This window comes from Paracoccaceae bacterium Fryx2, from assembly GCA_032334235.1.
Classification (GTDB): Bacteria; Pseudomonadota; Alphaproteobacteria; order Rhodobacterales; family Rhodobacteraceae; genus JAVSGI01.
Map to the genome: position 1 here is coordinate 471,730 of JAVSGI010000005.1, position 15,608 is coordinate 487,337.

Genomic DNA, 15,608 nt, shown 5'->3' on the forward strand with positions numbered 1-15,608 from the left:
GGTTGCCCGGGCCGTTGCCGATATCACAGCGGTCCGGCGATCAACGGAACTTCACGGTGTTGATCTTGCCGTCGCCGATCTCGATTTCGCGGTAGTTGCCCGCGGATTCGCCGGCCCCGATCAGTTCCACGGCAGTCGCGCCGACATAGTCGATGTCGGTGCCCGCCGCGATCAGGTCAAGCGCCTTGGCCAGTTCGCCCGGGAAGATCTGCTCGCCCGGCGCGTTCGCCAGATCCATCACCTTGGTCGACCAGTCCTTCGAGCTGGTCGAATTGGCGGCGGCCATCGCCAGCATGATCAGCGCGGCGGCGTCATAGCTTTCCGGCGCGAAGGCCGAGGTGCCGTCGAAGCCCGCCGTGGCGGCCATGCCCTGGAACAGCTCGGCACCCGCCGAATCCGTGCCGGGGTATTGCCCGAACGACCCGTTCAGCCCCGGCCCGATGCTGTCGACCAATGCCTGGCCCACCATGCCGTCGGGCAGCACGAACTGCGAGAAGGCACCCGAGTCGAGCGAGGCCTGGATGATGCCCTTGCCGCCCTGGTCGGTGTAGCCCGCCACGACCAGAATCTCGCCGCCCGCCGCCGCCAGCGCCGCCACCTCGGCGGAATAGTCGGCCTTGCCGTCCTCATGTGACGCCGAGATGGTGATCTTGCCGCCCGCCGCCTCGAAAGCGGCCTGGAAGGCATCGGCCAGACCCTTGCCGTAATCGTTGTTGGTGTAGGTCAGGGCCACGGTCTTGAAACCCTTGTCCATGATGACTTCGGTCATCACGACGCCCTGGCGCGCATCCGACGGGGCGGTGCGGAAGAAAAGCCCGTCATCATCGGCCGACGACAGCGCGGGCGAGGTGGCGGAAGGCGAGATCATCCCGACCCCGTTCGGCCGCGCCACGTTCTGCAGGATGGCCCCTGTCACGCCGGAACAGTCTGCCCCCATCAGCGCCATCACCTTGTCGGAGGTGATCAGGCGTTCGGCGGCAGCGGTCGCGGCGGCGGCATCGACGCAGGTGCTGTCGCCCCGCACCGGCACGACGGTCGATCCGCCCATCAGCTTGCCCGACTCGGTCACTTCCTTCATCGCCAGCTCGGCCCCCGCCGCCATCGCGGGGGTGATCGATTCCAGCGGGCCGGTGAAGCCGAGGATGATGCCGATCTTGATCTCTTCCGCGCCTGCGGCGCCGGCAAGCAGGGCGGTCGCGGTGGTGGCCAGCAGCAGTTTTTTCATTTTTAACTCCCTTGTTGGATCGCAATCCTCATCAGAACCTAGAGGTCCGCGCATCAAAAGAAAAGCGCCCTTGACGCGCGCGCGGGGTGCGGAATTGGGTGCGGGACCACGGGTTCTGCCCGACGTTCAACCCAGAGTTTTCCCGACCGCCCGGCCATCGCGGCCCGGCCCGCCCGCAGGCGGAAGCGCCAACCTCCCCGCGCGCTGACCGCCCGGCCCCCCCGCGCAGCCGAATCTGCCGCACCGCGCTGCCCCCTTGTGTTTCTTCTTGGCTCAAATACCCATGCAGCATCGGCCACGCGCCCCTCAGATCGACAGCCGCACCCCGGTGCCCACGGCACCTTGCGTGCCGCGCTCGCGGTAGGGGGTGGTGTTGTAATGCGCCCGGTAGCATTTCGAGAAATGCGAAGGGCTGGCAAAGCCGCAGGCGAGTGCGACGTTGATCACGCTCATGTCGGTCTGCATCAGCAGGTTGCGCGCCTTCTGCAGCCGCAACTCCATGTAATAGCGCTTGGGGCTGCGGTTAAGGTAACGGCGGAACAGCCGTTCCAGCTGCCGGGTCGACATGCCGACCTCTTCGGCCAGATCGGCCGGGCTCATCGGGTCTTCGATGTTGCCTTCCATCATCTGGATGACCTGGCTCAGCTTGGGGTGGCGCACGCCGATCCGGGTCGGGATCGACAGGCGCTGCGTGTCCTGGTCGGTGCGGATCGCGGAATAGATCAGCTGGTCGGCCACGGTGTTGGCCAGTTCGTCGCCGTGGTCGGTGGCGATGATCTTCAGCATCAGGTCGATCGACGAGGTGCCCCCTGCGGTGGTCAGCCGGTTGCCGTCGATCACGAACACCGACTTGGTCAGCTTCACATCCTCGAATTCCTCAAGGAAGCCGTCCTGGTTTTCCCAATGGATCGTCGCCTTCTTGCCGTCCAGCAGCCCGGCCTTGGCCACGGCATAGGCCCCGGTGCAAAGGCCGCCGATGATCACGCCGCGCCGCGCCTCGCGCCGCAGCCAGCCGATCACCGCGCGGCTGGAGGCGCGCTGCACGTCGATGCCGCCGCAGACCAGCACGGTGTCGTCGCGGTCGATCTCGTCCAGCCCCATGTCCAGCTTGAAACTGGCACCGTTGGAACAGGCGATGGCGTCGCCGCCTTCGCCCGCCAGCGCCCAGCGGTAGAGGTTTTCGCCCGAAACCCGGTTGGCGATGCGCAGGGGTTCGATCGCCCCGGCAAAGGACAGCAGCGTGAAACGGTCCAGCAGCAGAAATACAAAGCGCCGCGCCACGGCGTCCTTGCTGGTCTGGGTGGCTTTGCGCGGCGGGCTGGACATCATGCGACCTGTTTGCGTCGTTTATGAGATACCGATACAGGGTTTCGCGCCCCCTTCAAGGGCCATCGCTGTGTCGCTCCTGCCTTTCGCCCTTTGCTTTCGCCACCGACATCCCCTATACCGCGCCCGATACCGCTCACCTTCGGAGAAGACCCATGACCAAGGGCTGGAAGAAATCGGACTGGCGCGCGAAACCGCGGGTGCAGATGCCCGATTACCCGGATACCCCGGCACTGAACGCCGTCGAGGCGCAGCTTGCCAAGTATCCGCCGCTGGTCTTTGCCGGCGAGGCGCGGCGGCTGAAGAAGCTGCTGGGCCAGGTGGCCGAAGGCAAGGCGTTCCTGCTGCAGGGCGGAGACTGCGCCGAAAGCTTTGCCGAATTCAGCGCCGACAACATCCGCGACACCTTCCGCGTGATGCTTCAGATGGCGGTGGTGCTGACCTATGGCGCCAAGGTGCCCGTGGTGAAGGTCGGGCGCATGGCCGGGCAGTTCGCCAAGCCGCGTTCCGCCCCGACCGAGGTGATCGACGGGCTCACGCTGCCGTCCTACCGCGGCGACATCATCCACGGCTTCGAGCCGACCGAGGCGGCGCGCCGCCCCGACCCGCAGCGCATGTTACAGGCCTATACCCAGGCGGCGGCCAGCCTTAACCTGCTGCGCGCCTTTTCGACCGGCGGCTTTGCCGACATCCACCGGGTGCATTCCTGGACGCTGGGTTTTGCCGAGAACGACAAGGCCGAACGCTACCGCGAGTTGTCGAACCGGATTTCCGACGCTCTCGACTTCATGTCGGCGGCGGGCGTCGATGGCAGCAACGTGCATCAACTGGCCACGGTGGATTTCTATACCAGCCACGAGGCGCTGCTGCTGGAATACGAAGAGGCGCTGTGCCGGACCGACAGCCTGACCGGCCAGCAACTTGCGGGCTCGGGCCACATGATCTGGATCGGTGACCGCACCCGGCAGATCGACGGTGCGCATGTCGAGTTCTGCCGGGGGGTGATGAACCCGATCGGCCTGAAGTGCGGCCCCTCCATGACGGCCGAAGACCTGAAGGTGCTGCTGGCGACGCTGAACCCGGAAAATGAACCGGGGCGTCTGTCGCTGATCGTGCGCTTTGGCGCGGGCAAGGTGGCCGAGCATCTGCCGCGACTGATCCAGACCGTGCGCGGCGAAGGCGCCAATGTCGCCTGGATCTGCGATCCGATGCACGGCAACACCATCAAGTCCGACTCGGGCTACAAGACGCGGCCGTTCGACAAGGTGCTGCGCGAGGTGCGCGAGTTCTTCGGCGTCCACAAGGCCGAGGGCACCATCCCCGGCGGCGTGCATTTCGAGATGACCGGCAAGGACGTGACCGAATGCACCGGCGGCCTGCGCGCTGTGACCGACGAGGATCTGTCGAGCCGCTACCACACCGCCTGCGACCCGCGTCTGAACGCCAGCCAGTCGCTGGAACTGGCCTTCCTCGTGGCCGAGGAACTTTCGGAACTGCGTGCCGAAAAGCGCCGGATGGCGCTGTAGCCAGGCCGGTCAGGGCGGGGCTGCGTGCCCCGCCTCACTCGTCCGATTTCACCAGCCGCAGGTTGGGCTTGCCGCGCGGCGGGGCCGGGCGGAAGGGCGCCGCCGCTTCGGACATGCCGGTCACGGCGGCGGGCTTGCGCAGCGGCCGGGCGTCGGGCTGCGGCGCGGGCCGGACCGGCACCGGCGACTGCAGCCGTTCCACAAGCTGGCTGGCGATGGCAAAGCGGCGCGGGCTGCGCCCGATCTGGCCTTCGCAGGCAAGGCAGCCCAGCGCCAGGTCCACCGGCCCCCGTTCGGACCGCAGCGGCAGCAGCAGCATCCGCGCCTCCAGCGCCGGGCGGCCCAGGCTGCGCTCGGCCTCCAGCCGCAGTTCGAGTGCGCCGGGCAGGCTGAAGACCTGCTCCAGCCCCTCGGCCATCCGGTTGCGCGAGCCCGGCTCGAAGAAAGAGGACAGCGGCATCCCGCGCACCTCCATCCCCATCAGGTCGTTCAACTGCATTCCCGCCAGACGGAACCGGGCGATGCCCGGTGCGACGCGTTCCAGCAGAAAGGCGCTTTCCAGCGCCCCTTCGATGCCGCGCGGGTCGATCTGCGCCCGGCGCGGCAGGTCTGCCCCGTCACGCAGCGCCTCCCAATAGGCGCGGACTTCGGCGATCATTGCAAAGCCCATGGCTTTCCCCGTTCCAGTCCTGCCGACGGAGAGTGGCCAGCGCCACCCGCCGCCGATGTCAGTTTTCTCCATTTCACACACTCCAGAACCGCTGATGTTCCGGTTTGGTCCGGTTGCCGCCTCTCGGCGCCTCTGATACCCAAGCCCGGAAGTTCCGGGCAATGGCGACAACAGGGTTAACCCTAGAACAACACTTGTTACTCAATTCTTAAGATACACGGTTCCGCCCGGTTGTGGCAGAAATCTGCAAGTATGGTAAACCCGGCCGGCGGCGGCCGGCAGCAACACAGGAACAGGCGGGATGATCACCTCGATGACCGGATTTGCCAGCCGCAAGGCGCAGGGCGCCGGATACGAATGGCTCTGGGACATCCGGTCGGTCAATGGCAAGGGGCTGGACCTGCGGCTGCGCCTGCCCGACTGGATCGACGGGCTGGAGGCGCCGCTGCGCGCCGAAGTGACCCGCGCCATGTCTCGGGGAAATGTCAATCTGACGCTGAAGGTCAACCGCATCGCAGGCGACGGGGCCGAGGCGCTGCGGGTCAATACCGCCACGCTGCGCGCCGTGCTGTCGGCGCTGGCCGAGGTCGAGGCGGCGGCGATGGACCGGGGCCTGACGCTGTCGCAGGCCAGCCAGGCCGAGGTGCTGGGGATGCGCGGCGTGCTGGAAATGGCCGCCCCCGAGGATGATACCGCCCCGTTGCGCGCCGCCCTGCTGGCCGACCTGCCGGGGGCGATGGCCGAGCTTGCGGCAATGCGCAGGGCCGAAGGTGCGGCGCTGGCCCAGGTGATCGCGGCACAGCTAGACCGCATCGCCGCCCTGACGGCCGATGCGGCGCACGAGGCCGAAGCCCGGCGCGACGCGGCGGCGGCCAGCCTGCGCGAGGCGCTGGCGCGGCTCTTGTCGGCCGCCGAAGGGCTGGATGCGACGCGCATCGCGCAGGAACTGGCGCTGCTGGCGGTGAAGTCGGATGTGACAGAGGAGCTTGACCGGCTGGCGGCCCATGTCGCGGCGGCGCGGGCGCTGCTGGAAGAACCGGGGCCGGTCGGGCGCAAGTTCGACTTCCTGATGCAGGAATTCATGCGCGAGGCCAATACGCTGTGTTCCAAGGCGCAGGCGCTGGCGCTGACCCGCATCGGGCTTGACCTGAAGACGGTCATCGATCAGATGCGCGAACAGGTTCAGAACGTGGAATGACCATGCCCCAGACCCCCAGCCGCCGCGGGCTGCTGCTCATCCTGTCGTCGCCGTCGGGGGCGGGCAAGTCGACGCTGGCGCGGCGGCTGATGGCGTGGGACCCGGGCATCCGCTTTTCGGTCTCTGCCACCACCCGCGCCCCGCGCAGCGGCGAGCTCGATGGCCGCGAATACTATTTCCGCTCGCGCCCCGATTTCGAGGCGATGGTGGCGACCGGCGACATGCTCGAACATGCCGAGGTGTTCGGCAACCTCTACGGCTCGCCGCGCGGCCCGGTGGAACAGGCGCTGCTCGACGGGCGCGACACGCTGTTCGACATCGACTGGCAGGGCGGCCAGCAGATCCGCAACTCTGCCCTCGGCCGCGACGTGGTGTCGATCTTCATCCTGCCGCCGTCGATCTCGGAACTGGAGCAGCGCCTGCGCGGCCGCGCCCAGGACAGCGACGCGGTGATCGCCGAGCGGATGGAAAAAAGCCGTGACGAGATCAGCCACTGGGCCGAATATGACTATGTGCTGGTCAACCGCGACATCGACGATGCCGAGACTGCGCTGCGCACCATCCTGTCGGCCGAACGCCTGCGCCGCGACCGCCAGCCGGCCCTGACCGATTTCGTGCGGGGCCTGAACAAGGAGTTCGAGACGCGATGATCTATGCGCTGGAAGGGCTGGTGCCCGAGATCGACCCCGAGGCTTGGGTTGCCCCCGATGCCAACCTGATCGGGCGGGTGAAGCTGGCGGCCGGTGTCTCGATCTGGTTCGGCGCCACCCTTCGCGGCGACAACGAGCCGATCCTGGTCGGGGCCGGGTCGAATGTGCAGGAGTCATGCGTGCTGCACACCGACATGGGCTACCCGCTGACCATCGGGGCAGATTGCACCATCGGGCACCGGGCGATGCTGCACGGCTGCACCATCGGCGACGGCTCGCTGATCGGCATGGGCGCCACGGTGCTGAACGGCGCGGTGATCGGCCGCGGCTGCCTGATCGGGGCGGGGGCACTGGTGACCGAGGGGAAAGAGATCCCCGATGGCTCGCTGGTGATGGGCGCGCCGGGCCGGGTGGTGCGGGTGCTGGACGCGCAGGCGCAGGCGCGCCTGCTGGCGTCGGCGGCAGGCTACCGCGCCAACATGCGGCGGTTCCGGGACGGGCTGCGGCCGGTTTGACCGCGGACGGGGCCGGGAGCGCAAAAGTTTTCCAAAACTTTTGCAAAATCCTTCGAAGGATTTTGGTCCTCGCCGCCCGCCGGCAGCCTGTGCGGGGTGTGGGCTTGAGGTGCCGCGCGGGGCGTGCGACGAATGGTGCCAAAGGAGATTGCAGATGTCCGACATTCCCGAAAACCTGGTGCGCCGCACGCCCTGGCCCGAAAGCGTCAGCCGCCCGGTCGGCACGCCGCTGCAACCCTCGGTGGTCTATGCCTCCGACAGCCCCGACCAGCTTGATGCGCAATATGCGGGGCAGGTGAAAGGCTACACCTATGCCCGCGAGGGGCACCCCAATGCCGAGGTGCTGGCGGCCAAGATCGACGCGCTGGAGGGGGCCACGGGCGGTCTGATCGTCGGGTCGGGCATGGCGGCGGTGACGGCCTGCCTGATGGGGCTGCTGTCGGCAGGCGATCATGTGCTGGGCGGCGACACGCTTTACGGCCGGTCGCTGCGGCTGATGACGCAGGATCTGGCGCGCTTCGGCATCGCGACCAGCCTTGCCGACCCGACCGATGTCGCGGCGATGGCGCGGGCGCTGCGGCCTGAAACGAAGATGGTGCTGATCGAGGTGGTATCCAACCCGACGCTGCGGGTGGCCGATCTGGCCGGCATCGCCGCGCTCTGCGGCGAGCGGGGCGTGTTGCTGGCGGTGGACAGCACCTTCTGCACGCCGCGCGGCCTGCGCCCGTTCGAGCATGGCGCGGATGTGGTGATCCATTCGGTGACCAAGCTGCTGGCCGGGCATTCCGACGTGACGCTGGGCTATGTCGCCTGCCGGGATGCCGGCCATCGCAAGGCAGTCTATGACTTCGCGGTCACCACCGGCCTGACGCCAAGCCCGTTCGACTGCTGGCTGGCCGAGCGCGGGCTTTACAGCTTTCATCTGCGCTATGACCGGGCGGAGGAGAATGCGGCGGCCCTGGCCAGCCATCTGGCGGGGTTGCGCGGCATCAGGCGGGTGATCTATCCGTTGCGCCCCGATCATCCCGACCATGCGCGGGCCGTGGCGCTGCTTGGCACGCGGGGCGGCAACATGCTGTCATTCGAGCTGGACGGCGGGCGCGAGGCGGCCAATGCCCTGACCCGCGCCATGCCCGGCCTGGCGTTTGCCCCGACGCTGGGCGATGTGGGCACCACGCTTTCGCACCCCGCATCCAGCAGCCACCGGGCGGTGCCCGAGGCGGCGCGGGCCGCGGTGGGGATCAGCGAAGGGTTCTTCCGCATCTCGGTCGGGGTCGAGGACATCGCGCTGCTGACGCGCGATTTCAGCGCCGGGGTGGCTGCCGCGCTGGCCGCAGGCTAGCGGTCAGGCCGACCGCAGTTCCACGATGTGGAAGTTCAGACCGGGCGCATGGGCGCGCAGTTCGCGTTCGACCATGGCACGGTCGGGCAGCGGGCCGGTGACGGCGCAGGCCAGGCCCCCGTAGCCCAGGCCGTTCAGCAGGACGACCATGTGCAGCGCATCGAACCCGGTGCCGACCAGCGGAAACACCACCCGGTCGGGCGCCACGCGCGCCAGCAGGTCGCGGTCGAGCGAGCCGTGGCGGGCCACCACCACCGATGGCCGGTCCGGCAGCAGCCGGATCAGCGCCAGGGCTTCGGGGGATTCGATGACAAGACAGACTTCTGGACCGGCGCCTTCCGGGCTTGATGCCCCGGGGCGGAAGGGCGGAAAGCTACCCTTGCTGCCAGTAGCGGCCATGTCGGGTCCAGAATCGGTGTGGCATGTGGACGTCCAGGGTGATGTGGCGGGAAAGCGGGCGAACGATACACCCTTGGATTGGCAAGCAGTCACGCGCTACACGTCAAAGGGTAATTCGGGTCATCAGCACTGGCAAGCCCCCATCCTGCGCCGTTATTAAGATGCGGTTAAGGGGCACCCGGCAAGCCGCAACGGGCGCCAGGGGCGATGTGAAGGGAAGGGCTGAAGCCATGGACGGGCAGCTTGTACGCACGATGCTGGAGGCGGTGCCGCTGCCGCTGGTGCTGATCGGCCAAAGCGAGAAGATCGTGGCGGCAAACGCGCCGGCGGTGGAACTGTTCGGGGCGGGAATCGTCGGTCGGCATCATGTGATCGCCATGCGCCAGCCCGGCCTGCAGTCGGTGATCGAGGGCGCGCTGATGCGGGGCGAAGCCGGGCAGGCGCGGCATCTGGTCACCGGACCGACGCACGAGATCACCTACCGTGTCACCGTGACGCCGGTGGCGGGCGAGGGGCTCAGCGGCGCGCTGTGCGTGTTCGAGGATATCACCGAGCAGCAGCAGATCGGCCAGATGCGCCGCGATTTCGTGGCCAATGTCAGCCACGAGCTGCGCACGCCGCTGACCGCGCTGGTCGGATTCATCGAGACGCTGAAGGGCGCCGCGCGCGACGATGCGGTGGCGCGCGCCCGGTTTCTGACCATCATGGAACGCGAGGCCGGCCGGATGAACCGGCTGGTGCGCGATCTGCTGCAGCTGAGCCGGGTCGAGGCCGAGGAACGCCAGCGCCCGACCGAGCGGATCGACCTTGCGGCGATCCTGGGCATGGCCGTGACCGCGCTGCGCCCGATGGCCGAGGAAGCAGGCGTGGTGATCGAGGTGACCGGGATCGCGGGGCCGCTGATCCTGCCCGCCGACGCCGACCAGATGACGCAGGTTTTCCAGAACCTGATTGAAAACGCCGTGAAATACGGCGGGCCGGGCAAGCCGGTCACCATCGATGTCAGCCGGGGGCAGCGCGATCCGGCCCTGCGCGGCCCGGCGGTGCGGATCGACGTGATCGACCGTGGCGAGGGCATCGACGAGGTGCATCTGCCGCGCCTGACCGAGCGGTTCTACCGGGTCGACAACCACCGCTCGCGCGAGAAGGGCGGCACCGGGCTGGGGCTGGCGATCGTCAAGCACATCGTCCACCGCCACCGCGGCCGCTTCCGCATCGAGTCGGTGCGCGGCAAGGGCAGCCGTTTCACCGTGATCCTGCCGGAAAATTGACCGGCGCGGCGGGTCGGGCGGGCGGCCTTCATGAAACTGTTACAAAACCGTCGCAAAAGCGTGTCCAAGGCCACCTAGACGCAGGGTCGGGATCGCCAGTCAGGCGGTCGCTCTGACCCATACCAGGAGAAATCCATGTCCTTCATGAAACTCACCGTATCGACGCTGGCCATTGCCGCCGCGTCCGTGACCGCCGCCGCCGCGCGCGACCAGGTCCGCGTTGTCGGTTCCTCGACCGTGTTCCCCTACAGCCAGGCCGCTGCCGAGAACTTCTCCAATGACACCGGCATGGCGGCTCCCGTCGTCGAATCGACCGGCACCGGCGGTGGCTTCAAGGTGTTCTGCGAAGGCGTGGGCGAAGGTTTTGCCGATGTTGCCGGCGCATCGCGCGCCATCAAGAAATCGGAATACGACCTTTGCATCAAGAACGGCGTGACCGACATCTCCGAACTGATGATCGGCTATGACGGCCTGTCGCTCGCCATTTCGCGCGCCACCCCGCACGACTGGGCGCTGACCGAAAAGCAGATCTACCAGGCGCTGGCCGCCGAGGTTGAAGTGGACGGCGCCTGGGTTGCCAACCCCTACATGAAATGGTCGGAAATCGACCCCTCGCTGCCGGACGTGGCGATCCTGGCCTATGGCCCGCCGCCGACCTCGGGCACCCGCGATGCCTTCGTCGAACTGGCCCTGCATGACGGCTGCAAGGAGTTCGACTACGTCAAGGCGATGGACAAGGAAGCCCAGGCCAAGTTCGTCACCGAATCCTGCTCGCGGATGCGCCAGGACGGCCCGTTCGTCGAAGCCGGCGAGAACGACAACCTGATCGTGCAGCGCCTTGAAGCCGACCCGACCGCCGTCGGCATCTTCGGCTATTCGTTCCTCTACGAGAACAACGACAAGCTGATGGGCATCTCGATCAACGGCGTGGCCCCCTCGGAAGAAACCATTGCCGACTTCACCTATGGCGTGGCGCGTCCGCTCTATGTCTACATCAAGAACGCCCACCGTGGCGTCATCCCGGGCCTGAACGAATTCGTCACCGAATTCGTGTCGGACGAGGCGATGGCAGCGGGCGGCTACATGGAAGAGCGTGGCCTGACCCCGCTGGGTGCCGACCTGATCGGCGGCGTGCAGACGGTCGCCCTCGACGCCGTGAACATGACCGCGCCCGAAAAGTAAGCCGATCCGAACCGACCGGCCGCCCGCGATTCCCGCGGGCGGCCTTTTCAGACCATCAACCGGGGCTCTGCGCATGACCGGCCTGGCTTTCCTGCTGCTTCTTACCGCCTCTCTGCTGGGCTTCATCCTGAACCGCCGGGCGGCACGGTCGATCCGCGCAACCGGCGCGCCGATGCACTCCCTGACCAATTACCACGGCGGCTTTTCAAGCCTGCTGGTGCTGGTTCCGGGCTTCGTGTTCCTTGTGCTCTGGATCCTGTTCCAGGGCACCGTCATCAACCAGATGGTGATGGGCAGCCTGCCCGCCGATGTGCTGAGCGGGCTTGACGACGGGGCGGTCAATCTGGTGCTGACCGAGATTTCCTCGCTGGCGGCTGGAAGGGTTTTCGGCACGCCCGCGCCGTGGAAGATCGAGGCCGCCGAGTACATGACCGCGCTGCGGGCCGCCGCAAGCTGGCTGATGATCGCGGGCCTTTCGGCCATCATCGCCGCCGCGCTGTTCTTTGCCTTCTCGCGGGTCAGGGCCGACTTCCGCGCCCGGCAGGGGGTGGAGCGTATCATCCTCGGGCTGATGATCTTCTGTTCCTCGGTCGCGATCTTCACCACGGTCGGCATCGTGCTGTCGCTGGTGTTCGAAAGCTACCGCTTCTTCAGCATGGTTCCGGTGACCGAGTTCCTGTTCGGCACCAACTGGGAACCGCAGATCCCGATGCGCGCCGACCAGATCGCGGGGGCAGGGGCCTTCGGCTGGCTGCCGGTCATCCTGGGCACCATGGTGATCACCGTGATCTCGATGGCGATCGCGACGCCCATCGGGCTGTTTTCCGCGATCTACCTGAACGAATTCGCCTCACCGGGATTCCGGTCCTTTGCCAAGCCGCTGCTGGAGATTCTCGCGGGCATTCCGACCGTGGTTTACGGCTTCTTCGCGGTGCTGACCGTGGCCCCGGCCCTGCGCGCCGGCGCTGCCGACTGGGGCATCGCCATGTCGCCCAACACCGCGCTTGCGGCCGGGGGGGTGATGGCGATCATGCTGATCCCGTTCATCTCGTCCTTTGCCGATGACGCGCTTTCGGCGGTGCCGCGGTCCCTGCGCGACGGCAGTCTGGCACTGGGGGCCACCCGGGCCGAAACCGTGCTGAACGTGCTGTTCCCGGCCGCCATTCCGGGCATCGTGGGCGGCATCCTGCTGGCCGTCAGCCGCGCCGTGGGGGAAACCATGATCGTGGTGATGGCCGCGGGTCTGATCGCCACCATGACCATCAACCCTCTGGACAGCGTGACCACCGTCACCGTGCAGATCGTCACGCTGCTGATCGGCGACACCTCTTTCGACAATCCCAAGACGCTGGCGGCCTTCGCCCTTGGCCTGATGCTGTTCATCGTGACGCTGGGCATCAACATCTTCGCGCTGCGGATCGTCCGCAAATACCGCGAAATCTACGATTGAGGACGCCAAGATGACCGACATCACCCCCGACGGCGCGGCCGACAAACCCTGGGCCTCGCCCCGCGCGGCGGCCAACGTCAAGAAGCGCCACCGCTCGGAACTGGTGCTGAAATCGCTGGGCCTTGGCGCGATGGGCATCGCCTTCCTGATGCTGTTCCTGCTGGTCTCGTCGCTGGTTTCGACCGGCTGGCGGGCCTTCACCCAGACCCATGTCACCATCGACTTTCCGGTGACGGAGGATCGGGTGAAAGCCGACCAGATCGCGAGAGGCAACTATCGCGGGCTGATGCAGGATGCGATGACCGCCACCCTGCCGACCTTTTCCGAAGCCAGGCCGAAGGATCTGGCCGACATCCTGTCGAACGCGGCACAGTTCTCGCTGCGCGACCGCGTGGTTGCCGACCCGACCCTGATCGGGCGGACCATAACGATGAAGGTGCCGGTGTCCGACCCCTACGACCAGTTGAACAAGGGCCTGATCGACCGCGAAACGCCCGAACAGAACCGCCGCCTGTCCAACGCCCAGATCGCCGCCTTCGACGCGCTGGTGGCAGACGGGCGGGTGTCGAAGCCGTTCAACTGGGCGCTGTTCACCAACGCCGACAGCCGCTTTCCCGAACTGGCGGGCCTGAAGGGCGCGCTGGTCGGTTCGTTCTATGCGCTGATGACCTGTTTCCTGCTGTCCTTCCCGATCGGGATCGGCGCGGCGATCTACCTCGAGGAATTCGCGCCCAAGAACAAGATCAGCGATTTCATCGAGATCAACATCAACAACCTTGCAGCGGTGCCCTCGGTGGTGTTCGGTCTGCTGGCGCTGGCGGTGTTTCTGGGCTGGTTCGGGATGCCGCGGTCAGCCCCCTTCGTGGGCGGGCTGACGCTGGCGCTGATGACGCTGCCGACCATCATCATCGCCACCCGGGCCGCGCTGAAGGCCGTGCCGCCCAGCATTCGCGAAGCGGCGCTGGGGGTGGGGGCCAGCAAGCAGCAGGTGGTGTTCCACCACGTCTTGCCGCTGGCGCTTCCCGGCATCCTGACCGGCACCATCATCGGCCTGGCACAGGCGCTGGGGGAAACCGCGCCGCTTCTGCTGATCGGGATGAACGCCTTCATCACCGCCGCCCCGGGCACGCCCTTCGACAGCGCCACCGCCTTGCCGACCCAGATCTTCATCTGGGCCGACAGCCCCGAGCGCGGCTTCGTCAGCCGCACGTCCGCCGCGATCCTGGTCCTGCTGGGTTTCCTGATCGCCATGAATGCCCTCGCCATTTTCCTGCGCTCGCGTTTCGAGCGGAAGTGGTAAGACAGGAGCCTGCCCGATGAACGACATGCGAATTCTGGAGAGAGACGTGGACGTGAGCCGCACCAAGATCATGGCACGCAACGTGCAAGTGCATTACGGCACCAACCATGCGCTGAAGGATGTGAACGTCGACGTGCTCGACAAGACGGTGACCGCCTTCATCGGCCCGTCGGGCTGCGGCAAGTCCACCTTCCTGCGCTGCCTGAACCGCATGAACGACACCATCGATTCCTGCCGGGTCGACGGGTCGATCACCATGGACGGCAACGACATCTACGACCCGCGCATCGACCCGGTGCAACTGCGGGCACGGGTCGGCATGGTGTTCCAGAAGCCGAACCCCTTCCCCAAGTCGATCTATGAGAATGTCTCCTATGGCCCCAAGATCCACGGCCTGACCCGCAACAAGGCGGAAATGGACGAGATCGTTGAAAAGTCGTTGCGCCGCGCCGCCCTGTGGGGCGAGGTCAAGGACCGGCTCGACAGCCCCGGCACCGGCCTGTCTGGCGGCCAGCAGCAGCGCCTGTGCATCGCGCGCGCCATCGCCACCTCGCCCGAGGTGCTGCTGATGGACGAACCCTGCTCGGCGCTCGACCCGATCGCCACCGCCCAGGTCGAGGAACTGATCGACGAGCTGCGCAGCCAGTTCTCGGTGGTGATCGTCACCCACTCGATGCAGCAGGCGGCACGGGTCAGCCAGAGGACCGCCTTCTTCCACCTCGGCTATCTGGTGGAATACGGCGAGACGGGGCAGATATTCACCAATCCCAAGGACCCGCGCACCGAATCCTACATCACCGGCCGGATCGGCTGAGGGAGACCATGATGCACAACGAACAGCACATCGCCTCGGTCTTCGACCGGGATCTGGAAGCGATCCAGGCCATGATCATGAAGATGGGCGGGCTGGTCGAGGCCGCCCTGCTCGACGCCGCCCAGGCACTGGAAACCCGCGACGAGGAACTGTCGGAACGGGTGCGCCGTGGCGATGCCGCGATCGACACGCTGGAAGACCAGGTCAACACCGAATGCGCGCGGGTTATCGCCCTGCGCGCCCCCACGGCGGGCGATCTGCGCACCGTGCTGACAGTGATGAAGATATCGGCCAGTCTGGAACGCTGCGGTGACTATGCCAAGAATCTGGCGAAACGCTCGACGGTGCTGGCGCAGATGGCGCCGATCGGCGGCTCTGCCGGGTCTATCCGCCGGATGGCCAAGACCGTGACCCTGCAGCTGAAGGACGCGCTCGACGCCTATATCCAGCGCGACGCCGAACTGGCGGCCGACGTGCGGATGCGCGACAAGGACGTGGACCAGATGTACAACGCGCTGTTCCGCGAATTCCTGACCCACATGATGGAAGACCCCCGCAACATCACCGCCTGCATGCACCTGCATTTCATCGCCAAGAACATCGAACGCATGGGCGACCATGCCACCGGAATCGCCGAACAGGTGATTTACCTCGTGACCGGATCGCTGCCGGAAGAAGCCCGGCCGAAAGCCGACCTGATGGCAATGGGCCGTTCCGGCCTCGGCGAATGAGCAGGGTGC

At 66.8% G+C, this 15,608-nt stretch carries 15 protein-coding genes; 11 read left to right on the forward strand and 4 right to left on the reverse strand.

Features of this window, described 5'->3' with window-relative positions:
* Positions 1-40: 40 nt before the first annotated feature.
* A complete protein-coding gene (locus RNZ50_11505; GenBank protein MDT8855627.1) occupies positions 41-1,225 on the reverse strand; it encodes an ABC transporter substrate-binding protein in 1,185 nt (394 codons plus the stop codon).
* A gap of 306 nt (positions 1,226-1,531) precedes the next feature.
* Positions 1,532-2,551, reverse strand: a complete 1,020-nt coding sequence (locus tag RNZ50_11510) for a GlxA family transcriptional regulator (protein ID MDT8855628.1) — start codon at positions 2,549-2,551, stop codon at positions 1,532-1,534.
* Between the two features lie 155 nt (positions 2,552-2,706).
* Between RNZ50_11510 and RNZ50_11515 the strand changes: the two genes are divergently transcribed.
* The gene (locus RNZ50_11515) at positions 2,707-4,077 is read left to right on the forward strand and encodes a 3-deoxy-7-phosphoheptulonate synthase class II (GenBank protein MDT8855629.1); all 1,371 of its coding nucleotides are present in this window, start codon (positions 2,707-2,709) and stop codon (positions 4,075-4,077) included.
* Between the two features lie 34 nt (positions 4,078-4,111).
* Here the strand turns inward: RNZ50_11515 and RNZ50_11520 are convergent, their stop codons facing one another.
* Positions 4,112-4,747: a PAS domain-containing protein gene (locus tag RNZ50_11520; GenBank protein MDT8855630.1), complete on the reverse strand. Its 636-nt coding sequence runs from the start codon at positions 4,745-4,747 to the stop codon at positions 4,112-4,114.
* A 301-nt stretch (positions 4,748-5,048) separates the two neighbouring features.
* On the opposite strand from RNZ50_11520, the gene RNZ50_11525 reads away from it, so the two are divergent.
* From RNZ50_11525 to RNZ50_11540, 4 genes are all read left to right on the forward strand, one after another.
* Positions 5,049-5,945 (forward strand): YicC/YloC family endoribonuclease, encoded by an 897-nt coding sequence (locus RNZ50_11525; GenBank protein ID MDT8855631.1) that lies wholly within the window; start codon positions 5,049-5,051, stop codon positions 5,943-5,945.
* Between the two features lie 2 nt (positions 5,946-5,947).
* Complete coding sequence (gmk, locus tag RNZ50_11530) at positions 5,948-6,595, forward strand: guanylate kinase (GenBank protein ID MDT8855632.1); 648 nt, start codon at positions 5,948-5,950, stop codon at positions 6,593-6,595.
* Positions 6,592-7,110, forward strand: a complete 519-nt coding sequence (locus RNZ50_11535) for a gamma carbonic anhydrase family protein (protein ID MDT8855633.1) — start codon at positions 6,592-6,594, stop codon at positions 7,108-7,110. Before gmk ends, RNZ50_11535 begins: the two co-directional genes overlap by 4 nt.
* 154 nt (positions 7,111-7,264) lie before the next feature.
* Entirely contained in the window at positions 7,265-8,452 is a 1,188-nt protein-coding gene (locus tag RNZ50_11540) for an aminotransferase class I/II-fold pyridoxal phosphate-dependent enzyme (protein ID MDT8855634.1), read from the forward strand.
* A 3-nt stretch (positions 8,453-8,455) separates the two neighbouring features.
* Here the strand turns inward: RNZ50_11540 and RNZ50_11545 are convergent, their stop codons facing one another.
* Entirely contained in the window at positions 8,456-8,851 is a 396-nt protein-coding gene (locus RNZ50_11545) for a hypothetical protein (GenBank protein MDT8855635.1), read from the reverse strand.
* Between the two features lie 230 nt (positions 8,852-9,081).
* On the opposite strand from RNZ50_11545, the gene RNZ50_11550 reads away from it, so the two are divergent.
* From RNZ50_11550 to phoU, 6 genes are all read left to right on the forward strand, one after another.
* Complete coding sequence (locus RNZ50_11550; protein ID MDT8855636.1) at positions 9,082-10,122, forward strand: ATP-binding protein; 1,041 nt, start codon at positions 9,082-9,084, stop codon at positions 10,120-10,122.
* A gap of 135 nt (positions 10,123-10,257) precedes the next feature.
* Positions 10,258-11,304 (forward strand): substrate-binding domain-containing protein, encoded by a 1,047-nt coding sequence (locus RNZ50_11555; GenBank protein ID MDT8855637.1) that lies wholly within the window; start codon positions 10,258-10,260, stop codon positions 11,302-11,304.
* Between the two features lie 73 nt (positions 11,305-11,377).
* Positions 11,378-12,754: a phosphate ABC transporter permease subunit PstC gene (gene pstC / locus RNZ50_11560; GenBank protein MDT8855638.1), complete on the forward strand. Its 1,377-nt coding sequence runs from the start codon at positions 11,378-11,380 to the stop codon at positions 12,752-12,754.
* Positions 12,755-12,764: 10 nt separating this feature from the next.
* A complete protein-coding gene (gene pstA, locus RNZ50_11565) occupies positions 12,765-14,054 on the forward strand; it encodes a phosphate ABC transporter permease PstA (GenBank protein MDT8855639.1) in 1,290 nt (429 codons plus the stop codon).
* Positions 14,055-14,070: 16 nt separating this feature from the next.
* Entirely contained in the window at positions 14,071-14,868 is a 798-nt protein-coding gene (gene pstB, locus RNZ50_11570) for a phosphate ABC transporter ATP-binding protein PstB (protein ID MDT8855640.1), read from the forward strand.
* Between the two features lie 11 nt (positions 14,869-14,879).
* On the forward strand, positions 14,880-15,599 hold the full coding sequence (phoU, locus tag RNZ50_11575; protein ID MDT8855641.1) for a phosphate signaling complex protein PhoU: 720 nt from the start codon (positions 14,880-14,882) through the stop codon (positions 15,597-15,599).
* Positions 15,600-15,608: the final 9 nt, after the last annotated feature.